The following is a 25,087-nucleotide window of genomic DNA, read 5'->3' as shown; positions in this document are numbered from 1 at the left end:
TGCGCCCGGCCGCCGGGGCCGACGGGCCGCCGCCGTGCTCCCCGCCGCGATCGCCACCGGCACGGCCCTCGCCGTGCTCACCGGCTGCGGCGCGGCCGACATGACGCGCCAGGCCTCTCCGTACGCCGCCGCGCAGGGCGCGAAGACCGTCACCCTGTCCGTCCAGTCCTGGGTCGGCGCCCAGGCGAACACCGCCGTCGCCGCCTACCTGCTCGAACACGAGCTGGGCTACCGCGTCGACACCGTCCAGGTGGACGAGGTCCCCGCGTGGGACGCGCTCAGCCAGGGCCGGGTCGACGCGATCCTGGAGGACTGGGGCCACCCCGAGCAGGAGAAGCGGTACGTCGAGAACAAGAAGACCATCACCCGGGGCGGCGAACTGGGCGTGACCGGGCACATCGGCTGGTTCGTCCCGACGTACTTCGCCGAGGCGCATCCGGACGTCACCGACTGGAAGAACCTCGACAAGTACGCCGACCAGCTGCGCACCGCAGAGAGCCGCGGCAAGGGCCAGCTGCTTGACGGCTCTCCGTCGTACGTCACGAACGACAAGGCGCTGGTGAAGAATCTGGACCTGGACTTCGAGGTGGTCTTCGCCGGTTCCGAGGCCGCCCAGATCACCCAGATCAGGCAGTTCGCGAAGGAACACAAGCCCTTCCTCACCTACTGGTACAAGCCGCAGTGGCTGTTCGAACGGGTCCCCATGACGGAGGTGAAGCTGCCCGAGTACCAAGAGGGCTGCGACGCCGACCCGCAGAAGGTGGCCTGTGCCTATCCCCACACGCCGCTGCAGAAGTACCTCAACACGCGCTTCGCGGAGTCGGGCGGGAAGGCCGCCGCGTTCCTGAAGAAGTTCCGCTGGAGCGTCGAGGAACAGAACGAGGTGGCTTTGATGATCGCCGAGGAGAAGCTGCCGCCGGAGCAGGCGGCGAAGAAGTGGGTGGAGCGCAACGAGGCGGTCTGGAAGCCGTGGGTGGGCTGAGGGGCTTCCCTCCCTGACGCGCGCCGAGGCCGCCGCATCCCCCCTCGGGTGCGACGGCCTCGGTGTTCCTGCGGGCGGCTGCGCCTACTGCGCGGACACCTTCAGCAGCTTGTTCGGGGTTCCGCTGCTCGGGTTGCTGATCTTCCCCGCGGTCGCCCCCTCGGTCAGGGCCTGTGCGACCTGCGCGGGCGACGCGTCCTTGTGTCCGGCCAGGTAGAGGGCTGCCGCCCCGACCACGTGCGGGGTCGCCATCGAGGTGCCGGAGATGGTCTTCGTACCGGTGTCACTGTCGTTCCAGTCAGAGGTGATCTCCGATCCCGGCGCGTAGAGGTCCACGACGGAGCCGAAGTTGGAGAACGAGGACTGTGAGTCGTCGGCCGCGCTGGAGGCCACCGTGACGGCCTCCTTGACCCGCGAGGGAGAGCCCTGTCCGGCGTCGGAGGACTCGTTGCCCGCCGCGACGGCGAAGGTGACGCCGGAGGCTATCGACCGGCGCACCGCCTCGTCGAGCGCCTCGTCGGCGCCCCCGCCGAGGCTCATGTTGGCCACCGACGGCCCGCTGTGATGCTTCGTCACCCAGTCGATGCCCGCCACGACCTGCTCGGTGGTGCCCGACCCGTTGTCGTCGAGCACCCGGACGGCGACGACCTTGGCCTTCTTGGCCACCCCGTGGGAGGTGCCCGCGATGGTCCCGGCGACGTGCGTACCGTGCCCGTTGCCGTCGTCGGCGCTGTCGTCGTTGTCCACGGCGTCGAAGCCGTGCTGGGCGCGACCGCCGAAGTCCTTGTGGGTGATGCGTACACCGGTGTCGATGACGTACGCGGTGACCCCGTCGCCGCCCGCGTCGGGGTACGTGTACTTCTTGTCCCCCGCCGTCTCCTTCTGGTCGATGCGGTCGAGGCCCCAGGACGGGGGGTTGTCCTGGGTGCTGTTGATGGAGAACTTCTTGTTCTGGACGACCTTGCCCACCGCCGGGTCGGCGGCGAGCCGCTTGGCCCCGGTCTCCGAAAGGCCGGACGCGGAGAAGCCGTTGACGGCGGACGTGTAGGTGCGCTTCAGCTCGCCGCCGTACTTCTTGGCGAGTGCCTGCTGGTCCGCGTTCTTGTCGAGGATGACGATGTAGCTGCCGCTGAGCGCTCCAGGTGCGCCGAGCCCGTACACCGTTCCCTCGGCCGGAGCGGTCGCGCCGGCGAGGGGGGATAAGAGCATGCAGACACCGGTTGCAGTGGCGACTCCCGTGGCTACTGCAAGGATCCGGAAGCCGCGCGAACGGGTGCGTGCGTGCAGTCGAGTTGACATGAAGAGAGTGCTCCTCGTGTTGACGTGTGGGGCGTCAATGCGTGTTGCGTGACCCCTCCGGACCGGAAGATCTCCCGGGGTCAGATCGAAACCCTGACCGATTAACGGAGTTGATTCAAGGCCGCCCCGGCCGTCAGCGTTATTCAACAAGCTTTCTCAAAGAGACCTCCCCGTCGGCCCCCCACAATGGCCACACTCTTCGAACTACCCACACATGGACGACACTTGTCGATGCGTTAGCGAACACACCACTCATGAATGTCATGTCCATGACATTCCGCAGCCAGAAAGCAAACCGCCGACCGCCGCTCTGGGCGGCAGTCGGCGGTCGGCTGTGCGGATCAGACCAGCGGAACCGGGTAGGTCGGGTACTCCACCCCGGAGACGTGCTGGACGACGCGGATGACCTGGCACGAGTAGCCGAACTCGTTGTCGTACCACAGGTAGAGGATCGCGTTGTCGCCGTCGACCTTGGTGGCGCCGGCGTCGACGATCGAGGCGTGGCGCGAGCCGACGAAGTCCATGGAGACGGCGTCGGGAGCGGTCGTGAAGTCGATCTGGCGCTTCAGCGGCGAGTGCAGCGAGACGTCGCGGAGGTAGTCGAGGACCTCCTCGCGGGTGGTCTCGCGGCCCAGGCGCAGGCTGAGGATGGCGATCGAGACGTCCGGGACGGGGACGCGGATCGAGCTGCCGGTGATGGGCGCCTTGAGGTCGGGCAGCGCCTTGGCGACGGCGGAGGCGGCGCCGGTCTCGGTGATGACCATGTTCAGCGGCGCGGAGCGGCCGCGGCGGTCGGCCTTGTGGTAGTTGTCCAGCAGGTTCTGGTCGTTGGTGAACGAGTGGACGGTCTCGACGTGGCCGCGCAGGACGCCGTACTCGTCGTCCATGGCCTTCAGCGGCGGGACGATCGCGTTGGTCGTGCAGGAGGCGCAGGACAGGATCTGCTCGTCCGGCTTGATCGTGTCGTGGTTGACGCCGTGCACGATGTTCGGGACGTCGCCCTTGCCCGGAGCGGTCAGGACGACCTTGTCGATGCCCGGACGCAGGTGCAGCGAGAGGCCCTCGCGGTCGCGCCACTTGCCGGTGTTGTCGATGAGGATGGCGTCGTTGATGCCGTACGCCGTGTAGTCGATCTCCGACGGGTCGTTGGCGTAGATCACCTTGATCGCGTTGCCGTTGGCGATGATCGTGCTCGTCGCCTCGTCCACGGTGATGGTGCCCTGGAACTGGCCGTGGATGGAGTCGCGGCGCAGCAGCGAGGCGCGCTTGACGAGGTCCGCCTCGCCGCCGCCGCGGACGACGATGGCGCGCAGGCGCAGGCCGTTGCCCGAGCCGGCCTTCTCGATGAGGAGGCGGGCGACGAGGCGGCCGATGCGGCCGAAGCCGTAGAGGACCACGTCGCGGCCGGCGGCGCGCTCGATCTTGTTGGCGCCGGTGGCGCCGGCGACGGCGGAGGCGGTGAACTCTTCCACCGACAGGCCACGGTCGTCGCTCTTGTACGTCGCGGCGAGCATGCCGATGTCGATCTGGGACGGGCCGAGATCGAGGGTGGTGAGCGCCTGCAGGAACGGCAGGGTCTCGGTGACCGAGAGCTCCTCGCCGGCTATCTGGCGGGCGAACCGGTGGGTCTTGAGGATGCTGACCACCGACTTGTTCACCAAGGAGCGGCTGTGCAGCAGGACCGTTACGTCCCGCTCCCGGTGCAGCTTCCCGATGATCGGGATCATCGACTCCGCGATCTCCTCGCGGTTCTTCCAGTTGGTGAACGAGTCGTCTTTGACAGTCACAGGTTTATCTTTCGAGCTAGGCGGCGCTCATATGCTACCTCCCCGCTTCTCTGGCCACTCAAGGGGTGCCGCCCGCACGCTCCCGCTGATCCCCTCCGCTACGAAATCCCTGGTCAGCTCGGACTCCACCAGGGCTCCAGCCAGGTCGGAGAAGGGGCTGATCGAGGTACGTCCCGGTATCGCGGACGGCCGCGGGCAGCTCCGTCGGGCAGGCTGGTACAGGAGGTGATGGCTGTGGCGCACCATGATCCGTTCCGGCGGCTGCCGCAGGGCGTTCCGGAGGACCTGGGGCCGGCGGTGCTGGATGCCCTGTTCACCCAGTCACCGGTGGGCCTGCAGGTTCTGGACACGGAGCTGAGGGTGGTGCGGGTCAACACCGCCACCCGGGCCATGCACGGCGTGCCTGCCGAGCGGATCCTCGGGCGGCATTTCATCGACGCGCTCGCCGATCTCTCCGTACCGGAGTTCGCGAGCCTCTCCGCACCCGAGGAAGTGGAGACGATGGTCCGCGGCGTGCTGGACAGCGGGGTGGCCGTGCGCGATCGGCTGGTGGGCTACCGGCTCGCGGCCGATCACGGCCGGGAGAGGACGTACTCGGTTTCGGTGTTCCGCCTGCAGGACCCGGAGGGGACGGTCCTGGGGGCCGCCCTCGCGGTGGTCGACGTCACGGACCGGGAAGAGGCGCGGGCCCGGCTGCGCGTGCGGGACAGCGTGCGGGAGAACGTGGGCAAGACCCTCGATGTGATCTCCACCTGCCAGGAGCTGGTGGAGACCCTGGTGCCGGCGTTCGCCGATGTAGCCGTCGTCGAGGTGGTGGATGCGGTGGTGCGCGGTGAGGAGCCCCCGAGCGGGCCGCTCGCCCAGGACGTGCCGTTGCGCCGTGCGGCCTTCCGCGCCCGCGAGGGCCTGGACTGGGCTCAGGCGCACCCGGTGGGCGACGTCCGGAGCCTCCACTCCCCCACTCCCTTCACCCAGACCCTGGCCGATCTCATGCCCCGGCTCGTGCCACTGGGCGAGGACAGCCTGTGGCTCGGGAACGACCCGCCGAGAGCCGCCGCGATCCGCGCGTCCGGAGCCCACACCCTGCTCGTGGCCCCCCTGGCGTGGCGCGGGACGGCCCTGGGCCTGTTGAGCCTCTACCGCACCGCACCGTCCGATCCGTACGACCAGGGCGACATCGGCCTCGCACGCGACGTGACCGCCCACACCGCCCTGTGCGTCGACAACGCGCGGCGCTTCACCCGCGAGCACACCATCGCCGCGACGGTCCAGCACCATCTGCTGGCCGGCCGCTCCTCCCCGCAGAGCACCCTGGAGACCGCGCACCTCCACGTACCCGGCACCGACGGCGGGGGAGGCTGGTTCGACACGATCGCCCTGTCCGGCGCCCGCACGGCCCTGGTCCTCGGCAACGTCACCGGCCACGGCATCCAGTGCGCCACCACCATGGGACAGCTGCGCACCGTGATCCACGCTCTCGCGGCACTGGAGCTGGATCCGGACGAGCTCCTCGCGCGCCTCAACGACACGGCCGCCTTCCTGGCGGGAGAACGCGCCGCTCTGCCCACCGGTGACCCCATGTACCGGCAGCCGCTCTCCGCCAGCTGCGTCTACGCGGTGTACGACCCCCTCACGCGCACGTGCACCTTCGCCTCGGCCGGTCACCCCACACCGCCGGTGATCGTCCACGCCGACGGAACGATCGAAACCGCGGACATCACCATCGGACCCGCCCTGGGCAGCGCGGAGGGTTCGCCCTTCGCCACCACCACCGCCGAACTCACCGACGGCAGCATCCTGGCCCTGTACACCCCCTCCCTCCACTCCACGGACCGCGACGGCGACGGCGACGAGGGCGACCGCGCCCTGCTCCGGGATGTCCTCACTCAGCCCCACCGGACGCTCCAGGACCTGTGTGACGACGCGCTCTACGCCCGCCGCGGCAGCAGCCCGGGGGACGCGGTCCTCCTGCTCGCCCGCACCCACGCGTTCCCCGCCGACGCCACGGCCACCTGGGTCCTCGGCCACGAACTCGGCGAGGCCGCCGCCGCCCGCAGGCACACCCGCCGGAAGCTCGCGGACTGGAAGGTGGACGAGGACACCGCCGCCACCACCGAACTGATCGTCAGCGAACTGGTCACCAACGCGCTGCGCTACGGAACTCCGCCCCTGCACCTGCGCCTCATCAAGGACCGCACCCTCACCTGCGAAGTCCACGACGCGAGCACCGCCACCCCTCGTCTGCGCCACGCCCGCACGGTCGACGAAGGCGGGCGCGGCCTGTTCATCGTGGCCCAGCTGGCCAGGAGGTGGGGCACCCGGTACACGGTCGACGGAAAGACGGTCTGGACCGAACAGGCCCTCCTGCCCTAACGGCAGCACGATGCGCCAGAAGGGTGATGCGGCGGCTGCGCCGGAATGCGGATCGACCGTCCCGTACCGAGGATGGTCTCGATCCCAACCCGTCACGACGTCTGGAGTCGATCCCATGCTGGAGCGCAAGCCGCGCAAGGGCCGTACCGAGGTCACCTTCGTCCTGCCCGCCGACGCCCCGCCCGGGCCGGTCAGTGTGGTGGGCGACTTCAACGACTGGCAGCCCGGCGCCCACCCCCTCGAAGCCCGCAGCGACGGCACCCGGGCGGTCACGGTCACCCTGCCCGGCAAGAGCGAGCACTCCTTCCGGTACCTGGCAGCCGGCGACTACTGGTTCAACGACGAGAACGCGGACACCCACGACGGAGTCAACAGCTGCCTGCGCACCTGACGGACCGGTCGGCCCGTCCCCGTCGGCCCGGCCGGCCCGTCCGGCCGGGCCTTCCGGTCGCCCCCACCTCATAGCGGCGCCCGCCTCCGGGCGCACAGTCCGATGAAGGAGCTCCTCATGGCACAGCCTTCGACCCCCGCCTCTCCGCGCTTTCCCAGCGGGCAGCACGACAGCCGTAGCGCCTGGGCGGCGGGAGGCACCATGTTCGCCGGCGTCCTGCTCCTGGTGGACGGCGCCCTGGCCATCATCAAGGGCATCACCAGCATCGCCGAGGACGAGGTCTACACCCGCCTGGGTGCCTACGTCTTCAAGTTCGACGTGACGGCCTGGGGCTGGATCCACCTCATCCTCGGCATCATCCTCGTCGTCGTCGGCATCGGCGTCCTCAAGCTCGCGGGCTGGGCGCGGGCGCTGGGTGTGGCGTTCGCCGCCTGCAGCATCGTCCTCAACTTCATGTGGCTGCCCTACACGCCGTTCTGGGCGATCATCTCGATCGCCGTCGACGTCTTCATCATCTGGGCGCTGTGCAGCGACACCGATCCCTCCCACGCCGCCACGGCCTGACCCCACGCAGGGCCCGAAGAGCCGGGAGGCCCTCCCCCGGGCGGGGCCGCGTCACCCGAACGGCCGCTCACAACCCGCACCCCGGTCGGCGCGGTGGCCTATTGGGAGTACGCCCAGCGGCCCCGCCCCGGCGTGAGGAGGCAGCCATGTACGAGATGCGTATAGGTCCCGCGTGCACCGTCACCGGCCTCGGCTGGCACGTCATCCCAAGAGCTCAGCACGTTGCCCTGTGCGGCCAGGTCGTCCCCGGCCCGGCCCCCGACCCGGAAACCAGGGAGGAGAGGCACTGCGCGGCCTGTATGGAAGCGGTGCGGCAGGTCATGAGCGCCCTTGCCTCACCACCGTCCCTCGGAGCCCAATGAGTCTTCCGCCCGAACCGCCCTCCCACGCGCCACCCGAAGCGCGCGGGAGGGCGGAGTCCTGATGTACGTGAGCGTCCGCCGCGCACTGACGCGCCGGTCACCGGGGCCGCACCGGCGGCGTCGGCACGTGGGTCGAGGCCGGGATCCGAAGACGAGCCACTTCACCCGCCGGCGCGGTGAGTTGAGCGTGATCGCCCAGGGGGCCCGGCCGGGAGCACGGTGCCCGGCGGCCCGCAGGCCCCGCCTCGCGGGCGCCGGTTCCCCGGGCGGCCGTGTCCGGCCCGGATGGCGATACACAGTGAGCGAGACGAGAATGAGATGGCCGGATGAAGGCGCCCGGTAGCAGACGGCGCCGCCCGCAGCACGGACGGGAACGCAGTGGTGGTCCCGCGGTGCAGTAGGAACAAGGTGATCGCGTATGTGCCGATGGCTCGCCTACTCGGGAACACCCATGTTGCTCGACACCATCCTGTACAAACCCACCCACTCGCTGATCGACCAGAGCCTGCACTCGAAGATGGGTGTGGAGACGACGAACGGCGACGGGTTCGGCATCGGCTGGTACACGGGAGAGGACAGTTCCCCGGCGCTCCTCAAAGACGTCGGCCCCGCGTGGAACAACGCCAACCTGCGGGAAATCGCGGATCATGTCCGCTCCCCGCTGTTCTTCGCCCACATCCGGGCGTCGACGGGTACAGCGGTACAGCGGTCGAACTGCCACCCCTTCCGGTACGGCCGTTGGATGTTCATGCACAACGGCTCCATCGCCGGTTTCCACCTCATGCGCCGGGATCTGTGCCTGCTCGTCGACCCCGCCCAGTTCACCGACATCGAGGGAACGACGGACTCCGAGGTGATGTTCCACCTGGCCCTCACCTTCGGCCTGGACCAGGACCCGCCGACCGCCGTGGCCCGAATGGCCGGGGTGGTGGAGCGCGCCGGGCGCGAACACGGCGTGGAGTTCCCGCTCCAGATGACGGTCGCGGTGACCAACGGCGAAACCGTGTGGGCCTTCCGCTACTCCACCCAGGGCACTTCCCGGTCGCTGTTCTACAGCAGCAAGGTGGAATCGCTGCGCAAACTCCACCCCGATATGACCTTCCTGCAGGAAGTCTCCGACGAGACCCGTCTCATCGTGTCCGAACCCCTCGGCGACCTGCCGGGCGCCTGGAACGAGGTCCCGGAGGGCAGCTACGGCCTCGTACAGCCCGGGGCGGACGCACTGCACCCCTTCGCCCCGATACCCGCGTGACGCGGTGAACGAGCCCCAGGCGGGGCGTCGCCGGCTCCGGTGAGGCAGCGGCGGCCCGCCCGTCACAAGCGACAGGAGACCAGGCCATGCGGGACTCTGTACTCGATCTGGCAGCGGACTACGACTACCCCCTGCTGAACGCGTTCTGGACCATGATGATCTTCTTCCTGTGGATCCTCTGGTTCATGCTGCTCTTCCGCGTCATCGGTGACGTCTTCCGTGACGACGGCCTGAGCGGCTGGGGCAAGGCGGGATGGACCGTCTTCGTCATCCTGGTGCCCTTCCTGGGCGTCTTCGTCTATCTGATCGCCCGGGGGCGCGGCATGGGCGAACGCGAGATGCAGCGGGCCCAGCAGCAGGAGCAGGCCTTCCGCTCCTACGTGCGCGAGAGCGCCGGGCCCACCAGCCACGCCGAGGAACTGTCCAAGCTGGCCGAGCTGAAGAACCGCGGTGACATCACGGCGGCCGAGTACGAGACCGCCAAGGCCAAGGTCCTCTCGACCTGAGATCCGGTCCTTCCTGCCACGGCAATCGCCCGCCGCGATCCCTGTCGCCGCCCGGCCGGGCGGCGACAGCGCCCACCCTGGAGAAACGATGCGCGTGTATCCGCCGATTGCCGAGCACGGCCTGATCGGGGACCTGCAGACCTGTGCCCTCGTATCGTCCGAGGGAGTGCTCGACTGGTTCTGCTCGCCTCGCTTCGACTCGCCCAGCGTCTTCGCCGGCCTGCTCGACCACGGCCGCGGCGGATACTTCGCGATCACCGCGGACGCGCCCGACGCCTCCGAAGGCGAGCCCGCGAGCGACGCCGACGTCATCAACCGCCAGCTCTACCTCGCCGACAGCGCCGTGCTCATCACTCGTTTCCTCACCCACGAAGGCGTCGGCGAGGTCGTCGACTTCATGCCCGTCCACGAACCGCAGGCCGCCACCGACCGGCACCAAGTGGTGCGGATCCTCCGCGTGGTGCGCGGGACGGTGCGCTTCACGCTGGAGTGCCGACCGCGCTTCGACTACGGCCGGGCGCCGCACGACCTGACGTGCGACGGCACCACCGCCCGCTTCGACGGACCCGGCATCACCGCGCACCTGCAGGTCCTGGGCCCCGTGGCCCTGGAGACCGACGAGGTGGACGTACGGGCGACCGTGACCCTGGCCCAGGGTGAACGCGCTGCCGTCGTCCTGACGGTCTGCGGCGCCGACAGCCCCGCCCCGCCGCCGCTGAGCGTGGCCGGAATGACGGAGGAGTTCGACGCCGTGTGCCGCTTCTGGCACGACTGGATCGGGCGCTGCACCTACCGCGGCCGCTGGCAGGAAACGGTCAACCGCTCCGCGATCACCCTCAAGCTCATGACGTACGCGCCCACAGGCGCGCCGATCGCCGCCGCGACCATGGGGCTGCCCGAGCAGGTGGGCGGCGAGCGCAACTGGGACTACCGCTACACCTGGGTCCGTGACGCCTCCCTCGCGGTGCGCGCCATGCTCGATCTCGGCTTCACCGAAGAAGCGGGCGCCTTCCGCGGCTGGCTCGAAGACCGCCTGCGGGACGGCGGCGCGCCCAACGGCGAACCCCTGCAGATCATGTACCGGGTCGACGGCGACCCGCACCTGTCCGAAGAGGTCCTCGGACACCTGGAGGGCTGGCAGGCATCCGCCCCGGTGCGTATGGGCAACGGCGCGGCCGACCAGCTGCAGATGGACATCTACGGCGAGGCCGTCTTCGCCCTGGCCCAGACCGGCCAGGTCAGCGGTGTCCTCGGCTACGACGACTGGCAGCGCTCCGCCTCCTTGCTGGACTGGCTCTGCGACACGTGGGACCGCCCGGACGAGGGGATCTGGGAGACCCGCGGCGGCCAGAAGGACTTCACCTACAGCCGGCTCATGTGCTGGGTCGCCTTCGACCTCGGCATCCGCCAGGCCATGGCCCACTCCCGCCCGGGCGACCTGCCCCGCTGGACGGCGGCGCGCGACGCGATCATGGAGCAGGTCATGACCCGCGGCTGGAGCGAGGAACGCCAGGCCTTCGTCCAGCATTACGGCAGCCCCGTCCTGGACGCCTCCCTGCTGCTGATGCCGCTCGTCGGTTTCATCGCCCCCAAGGACCCGCGGTGGCTCTCCACCCTCGACGCCATGGACAGGGAACTCGTCTCCGACAGCCTCGTCTACCGCTACGACCCCGCCGCCTCCCCCGACGGCTTGCAGGGATCCGAGGGCACCTTTTCCCTGTGCAGCTTCCTGTACGTCTACGCCCTCGCCCGGGCCGGCCGCGTCCACCAGGCCCGCTACGCCTTCGACAAGATGCTCACCTACGCCAACCACGTCGGGCTCTTCGCCGAGGAGGTCGGCCTCACCGGCGAGCAGCTCGGCAACTTCCCGCAGGCCTTCACCCACCTCTCCCTCATCACCGCGGCACTCGCACTCGACAGCGCACTCGACCAGACCGCACACACCGCTTTGGAGCGCTCATGAGCGACAACATCGAAGAAATGGGCCCCGTCGACTACGTGGTCGTCGAGTTCCCCGGAAACAAGATGACGGGCGAGGCGTTCCCTCTGCTGGTCGACCTCGTGGACAGGGGGATCATCCGCCTCCTCGACCTGCGCTTCGTGAGGAAGGACGCCGACGGAACCGTGACCGCCATGGAGCTCTCGGAAGCCGGGGACGGTGAGGGGACGCTCAGCCTGTCCGTCTTCGACGGCGCATCGTCCGAGCTGCTGGGCCAGGACGACCTGGAGGAGGCCGGCAACGCCCTGCAGCCCGGCAACGCGGCCGCCATCATGGTGTACGAGAACCGCTGGGCGGCGCCCTTCGCCGTAGCCCTGCGGCGCAGTGGCGCGCAGCTGGTGGCGAGCGGCCGCATCCCCGTGCAGGCCCTGCTGGCCTCCATCGACGCGGTGGAGGCCGCCGAGAACGGCAGCCCGCCCGCCACGGAATGACCGGGCGGCATCGGACGTACGCCGGAGGCCGGGACGCTGTCCCGGCCTCCGGCGTACGTCGTGGTCTGCGATCCGGTCGGCACGACCGGAGGGTCAGGCGCCGAGGATCTTCTTCTTCTGCTCCGCGAACTCCGCTTCGGTCAGAAGTCCTTGATCCTTCAGTGCTCCGAGTTCCTTGAGCTGATCGATCTTGCTGCTCATGTCATCGGCCATCGGGGCCGCGGCAGCGGGTGCGGGGGCAGGCGCGGGTGCGGCGGACTGCTGCTCGGCTTGAGCATCCTGCTGGGCCCACCGGCCTCCCTGGCGCCGCGAGACCCGGTTGGAAACCGCCGTCGCCGTACCGGCCACCACGGCGGTGCGCGCTACTCCTCGAAGAAGACCAGGCACGTCGTTCCTCCCTTGCTGACGAGGCGGACCGGACAGCTCGGCTGCCGGTCCTCCGCTTCTCTTCCAGCATCGCACCGACAGAAGGCTTCGCGCGCTCCGGGAACCGGGTGCCCGCGGCAGGGTGCCGCCGTACGGTCCTCGTCACCAAGGCGCACCACCACGCACCGTAGCCACTGCGGCACTGGCGGTGCCGCCATGCGCGGCGGTTCAGCGGCCCAGGTGCGCGGCCGTATCGGTTTCCGCCCCCCTTTCTGCGGGGCTCGGTTCCACCTGCCGGAGTTCGGCCAGGAGCTGGCTCTGCCCTGCCAGTAGTTCGGTCAGGATGCGCCGGGCAGCGCGCAGCAGGTCTGCGACGTCGCCGCCGGCGAGGGCGTAGTTGACCGTGGCGCCCTCGCGGGTGGAGACGACGATCCCAGAGCGGCGCAGCACCGCCAGCTGCTGGGAGAGGTTGGACGGCTCGATGTCGATCTCCGCCAGCAAGTCCCGTACGGGCACGGGTCCGTGCTGCAGGAGCTCCAGGACTCGGATGCGAACCGGGTGTCCGAGCATCCGGAAGAACTCGGCTTTGGCCTGGTACAGCGGTACTTGCACTCCCACGAACACTCCTGCTGCGTTGCTTGGACCGCGGCCGCGGCCGCGGGGGCATCGAGTCGGCCGGTCTTCGGTGTCCATCGTCGCGTCCGTTGGGGCCACGCATGCCCGAACTTGACCGGTTTCGGATGTGCCGAGTTGAAGAAAGCTTCAACTTGTGGGCATGCGTGGGCCCTGATGATCCGGCGTTACAACTCCAGCGCCGACTCGATGCGCTTGAGCTGGTGACGCGCCATGGCCAGGTTGGAATTGTTCTTGTCCAGCACCACGTACAGGAACAGTCCATTGCTCCCGCGGCTCTTGAGCAGCCGGATCAGGTGGTACTGGGAGCCCAGCGTGATCAGCAGATCCTCGATCTCGTCCTTCATGCCCAGCATTTCCATGGTGCGGACCTTCGCCCGGATCACATCGGTGTTGCCCGCCGCCGCGACCGTCAGATCGAGGTCCTTCCCGCCGCCGAGGGTACCCAAGGCCATGCCGCTGGCGTAGTCCACCAGCGCGACACCCAGCGCGCCCTCGATCGAGGTCATCGTCTCCTTCAACGAGACTTCCACATTCGCCATCGCCGTCCGCTCCCTCACTGCTCTCTGTTCACGCCCGGCCCTCGGTTCCAACAGGGCAGGACCGTCTGTCAGATAGAAGCTACTGAGCGTGCACCGCTCTGCACCCGGAATGACGGATTCGGCGGAAACCGACCCCTGCCCGGCTATGATCCGCCCGGCACCACGGCCGAGGTCCAGCCGGGACGAGCCGGGAAGAGACCCAGCGGCCGCTGCGGCCAGGACGTGAAGGGTGCGGCGTACCACCACCCGCCCGCCTTGCCCGCACGGTCCGGCGCGGCTCCCGCCGGCCGCTCCCGCCCAGTCCCGAACGGCGGGGTGTCCTGCCCGCACCGCGCCCCCTCCGGCGGTAGCGCCCCGGTCAGGACGTACCGGACCACGTGCCGCTTCACACAGGCACTCGGATTGTCCAGCGCGGTGTGCCCGTAGCCGTCGAGCGTCAGCAGCCGGGCCCCCGCGAGTTCCGTGACCATCGCCTGCCCCGCCCGGTAAGGGGTCGACGGGTCGTAGACCGCGTTGACCACCAGCACCGGATGCCCGGTGGTCCGGTTCCACGGGCCCGTGTACGGGGCGGCCGCCCGGGCCGGCCACGCGGTGCAGGGCTCGTTGGCCCAGGCCCACCACCGGGCGAGCGCCCCGGCCTGCTTCACGGCCCGCTCCTCCAGCGCGGGATAGCGCCCGGACGAGGCGGGGTTGGGGCTTTCGGCGCACAGCACCGCGAGCGACTGCTCGAACCCCGGATGGCGGGCGGGCCCGGCCGGCGCCGGAGGCTCCGCCGGCACCCGTCCCTGCCACAGCGACTGCAGAGTTCCGGCCGTCCCCGTCCAGCCCGGATGCACCGTGTAGAGCCCGCTGCGCACCTCGTTCACCGCGCGCGCGTACGTCCAGCTCCCGACCGGCCGCCCGGCGAGGCGCTCCAGCAAGGTGTCGTACTTGGCCCGGGTCGCCGCCGGGCTCCCGGCGGAAAACGCACACCGGGACACCGTCGCGCGGCCGCAGTGGTCGAGGAACTGACCGAGGGTGTCGGCGGAGCCGAGGTACGAGCCGAGGCGCAGGAAGGTGTTCAGCTCGGGCTCGCCGTCCGCGCCGCGGTTCACCCATGCCTGCGGGTCGACGTTCCCGTCGGCCACGAGCCGTCCGACCCGGTCGGGGAACAGGTTCGCGTACGTCGCGCCGAGCAGGGTTCCGTACGAGATGCCCCAGTAGCGCAGCCGGTCCTCCCCAGCCGCCCGGCGCAGCAGGTCCAGATCGCGCGCGGTGTCGGCGGTCGAGATGTGGCGCAGCAGCTCCGGCTCACGGCGCTCGCACCGCTTCGCGAGGTCGGCGTACGCGGCGACGTACGCACGCCGCATGCTCCGGCTCCCCTTCTCCCCCGGCTCTCCTCCTGTGGAAATCAACAAGACGAGACGGTTCGCACCGCAGTAGGCTGTTCCCATGTGCGTGCACTACCTGTTCCTCTGACCCCGCTGCGCGATCCGGACACGGCCACCGCGTAGCCGGTTCGCGCTGCCCTTCGCCAGGAAGCAGGTACCACGCCCCAGAGGATTCCCATGCACTCCACCAGTCCCGCCGCTCCCACCGCCGCCGCCTCCACCACACCGGTCTCGCAGCTCGCCCTCACCGACGTCTGCAAGGCCTACGGCGACCGCGTCGTGCTCGACCAGGTCTCCTTGACCCTGCGTCCCGGCGAGAAGGCCGCCGTCATCGGCGAGAACGGTTCCGGCAAGTCGACCCTGATGCGGCTGATCGCCGGGGTCGAGGCACCCGACCACGGCCAGATCACCCGCAGCTTCCCCGGCGGCATCGGGCACCTCGCGCAGACCCTCGCTCTCGGGCCGGACCGCACCGTGCGGGACGCCGTCGACTCGGCCCTGTACGAGCTGCGGACGCTGGAGGCCGACATCCGGGCCGCCGAGGCCGCGCTCGCCCACGCCGGGCCCGCCGAGCTCGACGCGTACGGTGACCTGCTCACCGCGTACGAGGCCCGCGACGGCTACACGGCCGACGCCCGCACCGATGCCGCCCTGCACATGCTCGGCATCGGGCACATCGGCCGCGAGCGGACCCTCGGCTCACTGTCCGGCGGCGAGCAGTCCCGGCTCGCCCTCGCCTGTGTGCTCGGCGCGTCCCCGGAACTGCTGCTGCTGGACGAGCCGACGAACCACCTCGACGAACCGGCCGTGGCATGGCTGGCGGAGCGGCTGCGCGCGCACCGGGGCACGGCGGTCGTCATCACGCATGACCGCGCGTTCGTGGAGGCCGTGTCGACGACCGTGCTGGAGGTCGACCACGATCTGCGGACCGTCACGCGGTACGGGGACGGCTGGGCAGGATACCGGGCCGCGCGAGCCGCGGCCCGTCGGGGACGCGAGCAACGCCACCAGGAGTACCTCGGCGAACTCGCCCGCACGCGGCACCTCGTCGACGCCGCAGGGCACCGGCTCGCCACCACCGGCAAGGACCCGCGGGAGGGCTTCGGCAAGCACCGGCGCTCGCACGAGGCCAAGCTGTCCGGGCAGGTCCGGGCAGCGCGTCGGCATCTGGACCAGCTGCTGCGGGAGCCCGTCGCGGCGCCGCCCGATCCGCTTCGGTTCACCGCGCGGATCGACGAGGACGGCGGCGCCCTGCTGGAGGACACCCCGTACGTGGCGGAACTGGCCGCGGTCCGGGTCGGCGGGCGGCTGAACGTTCCGGAGTTGGCGATCGGCCCGGGAGCCCGGCTGCTGGTCTCGGGTCCGAACGGGGCGGGCAAGTCCACGCTGCTGCGGGTGCTCGCCGGTGACCTCACACCGGACCAGGGCACGGTGCGGTGCGGGACATCGGTCGGCTACCTCCCGCAGGAGGTCGCCTTCGATCCGGGCCAGCACCCACTGCTGCACGGCTTCGCCGCCGGACGCCCCGGCGACCCGGAGGAGTACGCAGAGCAGCTCCTCGGCCTCGGGCTGTTCCGCGCGGAGGACCTGCGGGTGCCCGTGGCGTCGCTCTCGATCGGCCAGCGCCGCCGGCTGGAACTGGCCCGGCTCGTGACCCGGCCCGCCGGACTGCTCGTCCTGGACGAGCCGACCAACCACGTGTCCCCGGCACTGGTCGAGGAGTTGGAGGAGGCCCTGGCCGCCTTCCGCGGCGCGGTGGTCGCGGTCTCCCACGACCGCCGCTTCCGCTCCACCTTCGCCGGCCCTGGCCTGGAGCTCCGCTCGGGCTCCCCGGTGGCGGGGTCGGTACGGCACGTCTAAGCGCAATGCCGTTGACATTGATCTGGATCGGTGAGACGACGTCATCGGGGGTGGTGGCATGGCGTCGTCTCTGCCGGATCTGGCCGGGGTGGGTGTGCTGACCCGGATGTATCCGCCGTGGCTGGTGGACGAGGTCGTGGCCCAGTGCGACCGGACGGAGAAGCGTCGGCGGCTGTTGCCGGCCCGGCTGGTGGTGTACTTCCTGCTGGCGATGGCATTGTTCTCGCCCGCGCCGTATCTGGAGGTCATGCGGCACCTTGCTGAGGGCCTGCGGTGGGCGGGGCTGTGGGGGTCGTGGCATCCACCGAGCAAGGCTGCCATCTTCCGGGCGCGTGGACGGCTCGGGGTCGAACCGATGGCCGCGCTGTTCGACAGATGCGCCCGACCGCTGGGCACGCCCGCGATGCCCGGGGTGTTCTGGAGGGGCTGGCGGCTGATGGCCATCGACGGCACCCGTTTCGATGTCGCCGACAGTGCGGCGAACGCCGCTGAGTTCGGCCGCCCTGGGACCGGCCGCGGGGAAGGCACCGGCGGATATCCGCAGGTCCAGGTCGTCGCTCTGGTCGAATGCGGCACCCACGCCGTCGTCGATGCGGTGCTCGGCGGCTGGCATGACGGCGAGGTCCGCCTCGCCGAGGACCTGGAACGCTCACTGACCGAGGACATGCTCGTCCTGGGCGACCGCAACCTGCCCTCGACCCGGTTATGGCGAGCCCTGACCAGCAGCGGCGCTGACCTGTGCTTCCGCGCCAAGACCAACCGCCGCCTGCCCGTCCTGCAAACACTGCCCGACGGGTCCTGGCTCACCGTGATCCAGGCCGGAGACGACAAGAAGGCCGGCCGCGAGCCGGTGGCGGTCCGCGTGATCCGCTACCGCCTGGACGACCCGGGACGACCCGGCGAGGACCAGTACGTGCTGCTGACCTCGGTCCTGGACCCGGTCCGGGCCCCGGCCGCCGACCTGGCCGCGCTCTACCCGCAACGCTGGGAGTGCGAGAGCGTCCTGGACGAGATCAAGACCCATCAGCGCGGCGCCAAGACCGTTGTCCTGGCCAGCAAGACGCCCACCGGCGTCCGCCAGGAGATCTATGCCCACCTGCTGGTGCACCACGCCCTGCGCGCACTGATGGCCGAAGCGGCGGCCGGTGGTCCCGAGCCGGTCGACTGTGACCGGCTCTCCTTCACCACCGCCCTGCGGGCGGCCCGCCGCACCGTGACCATCCTGCCCGGCTCTTTTTCCCCCTGACCACCTGCACAGGGCCTGGCGGCATTTCCGCGCCGAGGTCACCGAGCGGCTCCTGCCCCCGAGGCGACTGCGCAGCCAGCCCCGGGTCGTCAAACGCAAGATGTCGAACTACAAGGCCAAGGCCAGTCGCCACCGCGACTGGCCCCAGCCAACCCGGCCCTCACACGACGCCATCGTGATCCAACCGCCATAAAGCAACGGCATTGCGTCTAAGCGACGTCTAAGCGGCCTCGGATACCTGCCCCACTTCCCCGAGGCCGCTTAGCTCCTCGCGAATGCCGCCCGCGCGGGAGCGGTCGAGGGGCGGGTGTCAGTGGCCGGTGTCACGCTGAGGTCACAAGCGGTCTACGAAAGGCAATCGCCGTGATCACCACTGACTTCGTCCCCGGCTCCCCCTGTTGGCTCGACCTCGGCGCCCCCGACGTCCCTGCCGCCGCGGCCTTCTACGGCGCCGTACTCGGGTGGGACTACGAGTCCATGGGTGAGGCGGAGGACATGGAAGGCGGGATGTTCCGGAAGGACGGCAAGATCGTCGCCGGGCTCGGAAAGCTCACCGAGGGGGGCGCGCGCTCGGCTTGGATGATCTACTACAGCGTCGCCGACGCCGACGCCACGACGCAGGCCGTCGAGGGCGCCGGCGGCACGGTGCGGGTGGCGCCCAGGGACCTCGACGAGTGGGGCCGGATGGCGCAGTACACCGACCCGCTGGGAGGCCAGTTCGCCGTCTGGCAGCCGGGAACGAATACGGGCGTCGAGCTGGTGGACGAGCCGGGCTCGCTGTCCTGGACCGAGCTGTACACGAGCGACGCCGCCGCCGCGAAGGAGTTCTACGGCGGTGTCTTCGGCTGGCAGTTCAGTGACATGCCGCTGCCGGGCGGCGGGGGCACGTACGCCCTCATCACCCCCGCCGGGCTGCCCGCCGAGCGCATGCACGGCGGGCTCATGGAACTCCCCGGGGAGAACCTCGCCCTGTCCGGCGGACGGCCTTACTGGCACCCGGTCTTCCACGTCACCGACTGCGACGCCGCGGTCGCCAGGGTCACCGAGAACGGTGGCAGCGTGCAGATGGGGCCGGAGGACGCCGAGGGTGTCGGCCGGCTGGCCGTCTGCCTCGACCCGTCGAACGCGGACTTCGTACTGCTCACCCCCACCCGGAGCTGAGCCCGGCGGGGCGGTTCATCCCGCCAGGAGGAGCAGCGGGGCCGGGCTTCCGTCCGCCCAGCCCTCGGTGATCACGGCGAGCGCGTCGCCCACCGCCGCCCCGTGGAGGAAGGCCGCGCGGTGGCCGCCGACGACCCGGGCGCCCGAACCGTCCCAGGCGACCGGCACCAGCCGCGCCAGGCCGGGGACGGGCCGTAGGTCGCCGCTCACCGGGACCTGCGGCAGGGGCGGAAGGCTGCGGCCGGACAGCCCGGCGAGCAGCGGGGCGAGGAGGGTGTGGGCGGCGACGAGTGCCGCGTACGGGTTCCCCGGCAGGCCCACCACCCACCGCCCGGATCCGAGTCCCGCGAGCAGCTGCGGATGCCCCGGCCGGCAGGCCACCGTGTCGACGACCATCCGGGCGTCGGCGTCGCCCAGCAGGTGCCGCAGCTGGTCGGTGGTCCCGACGGAGGTGGACCCCGTGACGACGATGACGTCCGCGTCCCGCAGCCCGTGCACGGCCTCGGCGAGCAGCCCGGCCGGGCGGTCGGGGACGTGCTGCACTCCGACGGCCGCGCCGCCGAGAGCGGTGACCAGGGGCGGCAGGAGCGGACCCAGGGCGTCGCGGATCCGCCCGGGGCCGGGCCTGCCGTCGCGGTCCAGCTCGTCACCGGTGACGAGGATCCTGACCCGGGGCCGGGGCCGCACCCGGAGCACGTCGTAGCCGCAGGATGCGGCGAGCCCGAGCAGCGCCGGGCCGACCCGGGTCCCGGCCGGAGCGAGGCACGTCCCCGCCGGGGCGTCCTCACCGGCGCGCCGGATGTGCTCGCCGGGTGCCTGCGCGGGTCCCGACACCCAGCCGTCGCCTCCCGCCGCCCGTTCCAGTGGCAGGACCGCGCGGGCGCCTGCCGGGACCGGAGCCCCGGTGGAGATCTCCACTCCCTCTCCCGGCGCGATGGGTCCGTCCCAGGCGGTGCCGGCCCGGACCGTCCCCCTGATGCGCCAGGGCCCTTCGCCCGCCACCGCGTAGCCGTCCATCGCTGCCGTGTCGAACGCCGGGAGCGGGTGGTGGGTCCGCAGGGCGTCGGCCAGGGTCAGCCCCGTTGCCGCGGCCAGGGGTACCGTGCGGGCGGCCAGTGGCAGCGGCACTTCATGGGCCAGCGCCCGGGCCCGCTCCCAGGGCATCTCCTGCGCGGGTGCGCGGTGCGCGGTGGTGGTGTCGGTCGTCAGAAGCATGGCACCAGCCTGGGACCGTGGGTTTTCCGTTGGCTGCGGGGCGGGTTGCCGTTGTGGACCAGCTTGCTCACGCACTGCCCCCGATCCCTGTGAGCCCTGGTCCTCCCCGTACGTCCGAGATCCTTGTCCTCCTCGTCCCGGCGGGCACCCAAATGTGCGCAACTGCTCCCATCCGGTGTGTCGCCGGAAACGGAGGTACCTCCGGTGCGCCATGTTCTCTCCGTTGGCCCACGTCGCGCACATGCGGCAATTCAGTGCCATGGGGAGGTTTCCGATGGGTGTGAGCGGCGTCGGGAAGGAAGAGCCGGATGACGTGCCACCGACGACAGCCCGAGAGCCGGAGGGAACCGCCGCCGCGCCCGCGGGGCCTCCACCGGGGCCGACGCGTCCGGAGTTCTGGCGCAGTCCCCTGCGGGGGCCCTGGTTCACCGCGGTGTTCGGGCTCGTCCTGCTGTTCGGGATCACGGTGCTGTTCGTGACGGGCTTGCTGTCGTACGCGGCGTACAACCCCGATCTGGCGGCCGTCAACGACCAGACTCCGGACAAGGGGTGGCTCGGCTTCTACCTGTTCTCCTGGCCGACTTCCCCGTACTGGCTCTACCGGCTGACCCAAGGCGTGCACGTGACGCTGGGGATCGTGCTGGTACCCGTGCTGCTCGCGAAGCTGTGGTCGGTCATTCCGAAGCTGTTCGAGTGGCCCCCGATCCGCTCGGTGAGCCACGCCCTCGACCGCTTGTCGCTGCTCCTGCTGGTCGGCGGCGCCGGCTTCGAGTTCGTCACCGGCATCCTCAACGTCCAGCTGCACTACATCTTCCCCGGCTCCTTCTACACGCTGCACTTCTACGGGGCCTGGGTGTTCATCGGCGCCTTCGTGGTGCACGTGACCTTCCGGCTGCCCAGGGCGCTGCGGGCCGTCCGGCACCGGTTTCAGAAGCCCGCGGCGGGTACCGAGGAGGCGGTCGGTCTGGTCTCGCCGCGGCCTGCGGAGCCGACCATCTCGCGCCGGGGCGCCGTGGCCATGGTCGGGCTCGGGTCGATGACCCTGCTGGTGGTCACGGCGGGGCAGAGCATCGGCGGATGGTGGCGGCAGACGGCGCTGCTGGCACCGCACGGCCGGGACCCGGGCTCGGGCCCGAACGGCTTCCAGATCAACAAGACCGCCGCCTCCGTCGGCATCCGGCCCAGCGACATCGGTCCCGCCTGGCGGCTGACCGTACGCGGCGCCGGACGTCAGGTCGACCTGACGTACGAGCAGCTGCTGGCCATGACGCAGCGCGAGGCGGCCCTGCCGATCGCCTGTGTGGAAGGCTGGTCCACCCCCGACCAGCTGTGGAGCGGGGTCCGGCTCACCGATCTGGCCGCCGTCGTCGGGCTCGGCGCGCACACGCCCGAGGTCCTGGTGGAGTCGGTGCAGCGCGGCGGCTCGTTCCGTTCGGCCGTGCTGCGCGACAACCAGGTCCGCGACAGCCGCTCGCTCCTGGCCGTCCGGGTCAACGGAGCGGTCCTCTCGCCCGACCACGGCCATCCGGCGCGGATCATCGTCCCCGGGGCGCCCGGGGTGCACAACACCAAGTGGGTCACCCGTCTGACGTTCGGAGAGCCGGCATGACCGCTTCGACCGTCTTCCGCCGCCGCTACGGCGCCTCCCCGCTTCACCTGCTCCTCGTCCTGGTCTCCTTCGCCCTCGCCGCCTACGCCGGACTGCGCCTGTTCGAGGGGGACACGCTCGGCGTGGCCCTGTGGTTCGTCGGGGCGGCCCTCCTCCACGACCTGGTACTGCTTCCCCTGTATGCGGTGACCGACCGGGCGGCGCAGGCCCTGTTCCCCCGGGGCCGGGATGACGATCGGCCCGCGCCACGGGTGAGCGTGAACTACGTCCGGGTGCCCGCGTTCGTCTCCGGTGTCCTGCTGCTGGTCTGGTGGCCGCTGGTCTTCCGCCGGGTCGGGCACTACACGGCTGCTACCGCCCTCCCGGCGGACGGCTTCCTGGCCCGGTGGATGCTGATCACCGCGGCCCTGTTCGCGGCCTCGGCCGTGGTCCTGGTCGTACGGACCCGGCACTGGAGCCGCCGCCCCGGCACACGGTCGTGATCACGGCGGGGGGACGGTGCAGGGACAGAGGCCCAGGGGCCCTCGCCTTCCGCGTCAGCCGCTCGCGCGGCGCCAGGGGATCTCGGCCCACACCTGCTTGCCGCCGCTGAGCGGCACCGAGCCCCAGGCCGTCGAAGTCGCCTCGACGATGAGCAGCCCGCGACCGCCGGTCGACTCCCAGCTCACCGACACCGGTTTGACGGGGCTGCGCGGCGACGCGTCGTTCACGGCGATCCGCAGCCGGTCCGCCGACAGGGTCAGATCCATCCCCACCTCGCCCTGGGTGTGCGCGATGGCATTGGTGACCAGCTCGGACACGACCAGCAGAGCCGCGTCGAGTTCCTCCACCACTCCCCACGAGCGCAGGGTGCGTGCGGTGAAGCGGCGCGCGTGCAAGACCGCCTTGGGCAGCCGCCACACCGTCCAGTGGCTCCGCATCGGCCGGCCCTGTGTGCCGTCGTAGCGCAGCAACAGCAACGCCACATCGTCGTCGCGACGGCCCACACCCACGACCAACTCGTCGGCCACCCCTCCGACATCGACCGGGTCGACCGCGGCGAGCACGTCGCACACCCGCCGCATGCCCTCCTCCAGAGGCAGCCTGGCGGACTCGACCAGGCCGTCCGTCAGCAGAACGAGCAGGGTTCCGGGGAGCAGCCCCGCCTCGGTCATGGGGAATTCGGCTTCCGCGGACACGCCCAGTGGAGGCCCGCCCTCCACCGCCATCTCCTCGGCGACGCCGTCGGGATGGCGCACTATCGGCGGCAGGTGGCCGGCCCGTACGACCCTGGCGATGCCCTCCTCCATGTCCAGGTCCACATACCCGCAGGTGGCGAAGAGATCGGTCTCCATGCCGACGAGCAGACGGTTGGCCCGCGCGACCACCACATCGGGCGGGTGGCCCTCCACCGCGTAGGCCCTGACCGCCGTACGCATCTGGCCCATGATGGTGGCGGCTCCCGCGCTGTGCCCCTGCACGTCCCCGATGACGAACGCCACATGACCGTTGCCGAGCGGAATGACGTCGTACCAGTCGCCGCCGACCTCGAGTCCCGCCGTCGCGGGCAGGTAGCGGGCGACAGCGACCCCGCCCGGCAGCTCCGGGAGCTTACGGGGCAGCAGACTGCGCTGGAGCATGGTGGCGAGTTCGCGGCTCGCGTCCAGTCCGTGGGCGCGTACCAGGGCCTGCCCCACCAGCCCCGCGGTCGCGGTCAGCAGCGACCGCTCCTCCGGTCCGAACCGGTGCTCCGCGTCCCACCCCACCAGACACACCCCGACGATCCTGCCCTCGGCGGGGAGCGGCAGCACCGCGAGGCCACCGGGCCCGACGCCCAGAAGACCGGGCTCGAGAGCCGCGTCCGGCGGCCACAGACTCATGTGCCCCCCACGCAGCGCGCTCTGCAGGGTGGGCAGGTCGCTGAGCGACACATCGGGCCACTCGGACCGCCATTCCGAGCGCCAGACCTCGGGCCAGGCGTCCGGGTCCGGGGGGTCGAGAGCGGTGACGATGAGCCGCTCGGGCTCCAGTTCGCCGACCGCGACCCGGGAGGCGCCGAGTGGCTCGCGCAGGGCGGCGACCACCAGTCGGCTGACCTCTCGGATGGTCGCCGCTCCCGCCAGCGTGGCCGACAGCCGTTGCACGAGGGAGACCTCGTCGGCGCTGGGACGCAGATAGGTGGCATCGGCCACCACACCCAGGACGCGCTGCGGTGTGCCGTCGGAGTCCACCTCCACGCGGCAGCGCAGCCCCAGCCAGCGCAGCTCTCCGTTCGGGCGGCGGATACGGAACGCCAGCTGCTGCCCTGCGGCGGCCAGCCGGTCCGGCTCCACGATCGCCATCAGCGCCGGCATGTCGTCCGGCACGGCGCAGGCGAGCAGGGTCTCCACCTGCCCGTCGAACTGCTCGGGAGGCAGACCGAGCAGTTCCAGCACATGCGCGTGGGCCTCCATGCGGCCGGTGCTCAGTTCCAGGATGAACGCGCCGCCTTGGTGGGGCACCAGGGACTGGCCCAGATGTGCCTGCGGGGCTTTGCGCCCGGCGAAGCGAGCGGCGACCGATTCGAGTCCGGCGGCCACCTGATCGGCGTAGAGCTCCAGGAGGCTGCGGTCGTCGGCGCTGAAGCCGTCCCCGACCGCGCCGGCGACGATCAGGCACCCGAGCTCCTGGTCGCCGTGTCCCAGTGGCAGCGCGCCCAGCGAGATCCTGGCCGGCGAGTTGGGGGCACCGTCCCCGACCCGGGTGGGGAAGTGGTGGGGATCTTCCTCGATGAACGCGGCGAGTTCCTTGGGAGTCAGCCACAGCGGCCGACCGGAGCGGAAGGCATTGGCGGCGGGCGAATGGCCGGCCACGGCGAGGATCGCGGGCAGTCCGTAGAGGACACCTCGGTTTCCGGTCAGCTCGGCCAGATGGAGCTCCCTGTCCTGGTCGGCGACCACGTAGACAGCGGCAAGCTCAGCCCCGCAGAACGCAAAGCGATGTCTGGTCACTGTCTGTATCGCCTCCTCCCGAGGAGCTCCGGCCGACCGCCCTCTCTCCATGCTGTCGCGCCCGGGACCGTTCGGGCGAGTCGGAACGCAGGCCGGGGCGGCCGGTGCCGCCTACGTTGCGTGCACCATGACGTGACAGGGCGGGTGCGGCCACGGTCCGCGTACGGCGG

The 25,087-nt window shown here is 70.8% G+C and carries 21 protein-coding genes; 13 read left to right on the top strand and 8 right to left on the bottom strand.

Going from position 1 to position 25,087, the window contains the following annotated elements; translation table 11 throughout:
* Positions 1-100: 100 nt before the first annotated feature.
* The gene (locus OG737_RS28820) at positions 101-982 is read left to right on the top strand and encodes an ABC transporter substrate-binding protein (RefSeq protein WP_405681303.1); all 882 of its coding nucleotides are present in this window, start codon (positions 101-103) and stop codon (positions 980-982) included.
* An 84-nt stretch (positions 983-1,066) separates the two neighbouring features.
* Here OG737_RS28820 and OG737_RS28815 read toward each other — a convergent pair whose 3' ends face one another.
* Together OG737_RS28815 and OG737_RS28810 are read right to left on the bottom strand one after the other, a co-directional pair.
* On the bottom strand, positions 1,067-2,281 hold the full coding sequence (locus tag OG737_RS28815; protein WP_328929130.1) for a S8 family serine peptidase: 1,215 nt from the start codon (positions 2,279-2,281) through the stop codon (positions 1,067-1,069).
* A 341-nt stretch (positions 2,282-2,622) separates the two neighbouring features.
* Positions 2,623-4,068: a glyceraldehyde-3-phosphate dehydrogenase gene (locus OG737_RS28810; RefSeq protein WP_328929129.1), complete on the bottom strand. Its 1,446-nt coding sequence runs from the start codon at positions 4,066-4,068 to the stop codon at positions 2,623-2,625.
* 228 nt (positions 4,069-4,296) lie between these two features.
* Here OG737_RS28810 and OG737_RS28805 point away from each other — a divergent pair, with 228 nt between their 5' ends.
* The 7 genes from OG737_RS28805 to OG737_RS28775 all read left to right on the top strand — a co-directional run bounded on the left by OG737_RS28805 (position 4,297) and on the right by OG737_RS28775 (position 11,946).
* Positions 4,297-6,441, top strand: a complete 2,145-nt coding sequence (locus OG737_RS28805; protein ID WP_405922153.1) for a SpoIIE family protein phosphatase — start codon at positions 4,297-4,299, stop codon at positions 6,439-6,441.
* A gap of 115 nt (positions 6,442-6,556) precedes the next feature.
* On the top strand, positions 6,557-6,832 hold the full coding sequence (locus OG737_RS28800; RefSeq protein WP_328929127.1) for an isoamylase early set domain-containing protein: 276 nt from the start codon (positions 6,557-6,559) through the stop codon (positions 6,830-6,832).
* A gap of 117 nt (positions 6,833-6,949) precedes the next feature.
* On the top strand, positions 6,950-7,396 hold the full coding sequence (locus tag OG737_RS28795; protein ID WP_328929126.1) for a hypothetical protein: 447 nt from the start codon (positions 6,950-6,952) through the stop codon (positions 7,394-7,396).
* A 780-nt stretch (positions 7,397-8,176) separates the two neighbouring features.
* Complete coding sequence (locus OG737_RS28790; RefSeq protein WP_405677167.1) at positions 8,177-9,010, top strand: class II glutamine amidotransferase; 834 nt, start codon at positions 8,177-8,179, stop codon at positions 9,008-9,010.
* A gap of 86 nt (positions 9,011-9,096) precedes the next feature.
* The gene (locus tag OG737_RS28785; RefSeq protein ID WP_328929124.1) at positions 9,097-9,516 is read left to right on the top strand and encodes an SHOCT domain-containing protein; all 420 of its coding nucleotides are present in this window, start codon (positions 9,097-9,099) and stop codon (positions 9,514-9,516) included.
* Between the two features lie 88 nt (positions 9,517-9,604).
* Complete coding sequence (locus OG737_RS28780; protein WP_405677169.1) at positions 9,605-11,479, top strand: glycoside hydrolase family 15 protein; 1,875 nt, start codon at positions 9,605-9,607, stop codon at positions 11,477-11,479.
* Positions 11,476-11,946, top strand: coding sequence for a DUF6325 family protein (locus tag OG737_RS28775; RefSeq protein WP_328929122.1), 471 nt, complete (start codon positions 11,476-11,478; stop codon positions 11,944-11,946). Before OG737_RS28780 ends, OG737_RS28775 begins: the two co-directional genes overlap by 4 nt.
* A 93-nt stretch (positions 11,947-12,039) precedes the next feature.
* Here OG737_RS28775 and OG737_RS28770 read toward each other — a convergent pair whose 3' ends face one another.
* From OG737_RS28770 to OG737_RS28755, 4 genes are all read right to left on the bottom strand, one after another.
* Entirely contained in the window at positions 12,040-12,333 is a 294-nt protein-coding gene (locus tag OG737_RS28770) for an SHOCT domain-containing protein (protein WP_328929121.1), read from the bottom strand.
* Positions 12,334-12,540: 207 nt separating this feature from the next.
* Positions 12,541-12,924: a metalloregulator ArsR/SmtB family transcription factor gene (locus OG737_RS28765; RefSeq protein WP_328930508.1), complete on the bottom strand. Its 384-nt coding sequence runs from the start codon at positions 12,922-12,924 to the stop codon at positions 12,541-12,543.
* A 188-nt stretch (positions 12,925-13,112) separates the two neighbouring features.
* Positions 13,113-13,487, bottom strand: coding sequence for a hypothetical protein (locus tag OG737_RS28760; protein ID WP_328929120.1), 375 nt, complete (start codon positions 13,485-13,487; stop codon positions 13,113-13,115).
* Positions 13,488-13,630: 143 nt separating this feature from the next.
* On the bottom strand, positions 13,631-14,836 hold the full coding sequence (locus OG737_RS28755; RefSeq protein WP_405677172.1) for an alpha/beta hydrolase: 1,206 nt from the start codon (positions 14,834-14,836) through the stop codon (positions 13,631-13,633).
* A gap of 198 nt (positions 14,837-15,034) precedes the next feature.
* Between OG737_RS28755 and OG737_RS28750 the strand changes: the two genes are divergently transcribed.
* The 3 genes from OG737_RS28750 (at position 15,035) to OG737_RS28740 (ending at position 19,124) form a co-directional block, all read left to right on the top strand.
* On the top strand, positions 15,035-16,717 hold the full coding sequence (locus tag OG737_RS28750; RefSeq protein ID WP_405677174.1) for an ABC-F family ATP-binding cassette domain-containing protein: 1,683 nt from the start codon (positions 15,035-15,037) through the stop codon (positions 16,715-16,717).
* Positions 16,718-16,775: 58 nt separating this feature from the next.
* On the top strand, positions 16,776-17,963 hold the full coding sequence (locus tag OG737_RS28745) for an IS4 family transposase (protein WP_405677048.1): 1,188 nt from the start codon (positions 16,776-16,778) through the stop codon (positions 17,961-17,963).
* A gap of 363 nt (positions 17,964-18,326) precedes the next feature.
* A complete protein-coding gene (locus tag OG737_RS28740) occupies positions 18,327-19,124 on the top strand; it encodes a VOC family protein (RefSeq protein WP_328929117.1) in 798 nt (265 codons plus the stop codon).
* A 15-nt stretch (positions 19,125-19,139) separates the two neighbouring features.
* On the opposite strand, the gene OG737_RS28735 is transcribed toward OG737_RS28740, so the two are convergent.
* Positions 19,140-20,339, bottom strand: coding sequence for a molybdopterin molybdotransferase MoeA (locus tag OG737_RS28735; protein ID WP_328929116.1), 1,200 nt, complete (start codon positions 20,337-20,339; stop codon positions 19,140-19,142).
* Positions 20,340-20,748: 409 nt separating this feature from the next.
* On the opposite strand from OG737_RS28735, the gene OG737_RS28730 reads away from it, so the two are divergent.
* Together OG737_RS28730 and OG737_RS28725 are read left to right on the top strand one after the other, a co-directional pair.
* A complete protein-coding gene (locus OG737_RS28730) occupies positions 20,749-21,948 on the top strand; it encodes a molybdopterin-dependent oxidoreductase (protein WP_328930507.1) in 1,200 nt (399 codons plus the stop codon).
* The gene (locus OG737_RS28725; protein WP_328929115.1) at positions 21,945-22,430 is read left to right on the top strand and encodes a hypothetical protein; all 486 of its coding nucleotides are present in this window, start codon (positions 21,945-21,947) and stop codon (positions 22,428-22,430) included. Before OG737_RS28730 ends, OG737_RS28725 begins: the two co-directional genes overlap by 4 nt.
* Before the next feature lie 54 nt (positions 22,431-22,484).
* Here the strand turns inward: OG737_RS28725 and OG737_RS28720 are convergent, their stop codons facing one another.
* On the bottom strand, positions 22,485-24,968 hold the full coding sequence (locus OG737_RS28720; RefSeq protein ID WP_405677177.1) for a SpoIIE family protein phosphatase: 2,484 nt from the start codon (positions 24,966-24,968) through the stop codon (positions 22,485-22,487).
* Positions 24,969-25,087: the final 119 nt, after the last annotated feature.

The sequence above is a fragment of the Streptomyces sp. NBC_00122 genome (assembly GCF_045160845.1).
Taxonomy (GTDB): Bacteria; Actinomycetota; Actinomycetes; order Streptomycetales; family Streptomycetaceae; genus Streptomyces.
This window is presented reverse-complemented; position numbering and strand designations above follow the sequence as displayed.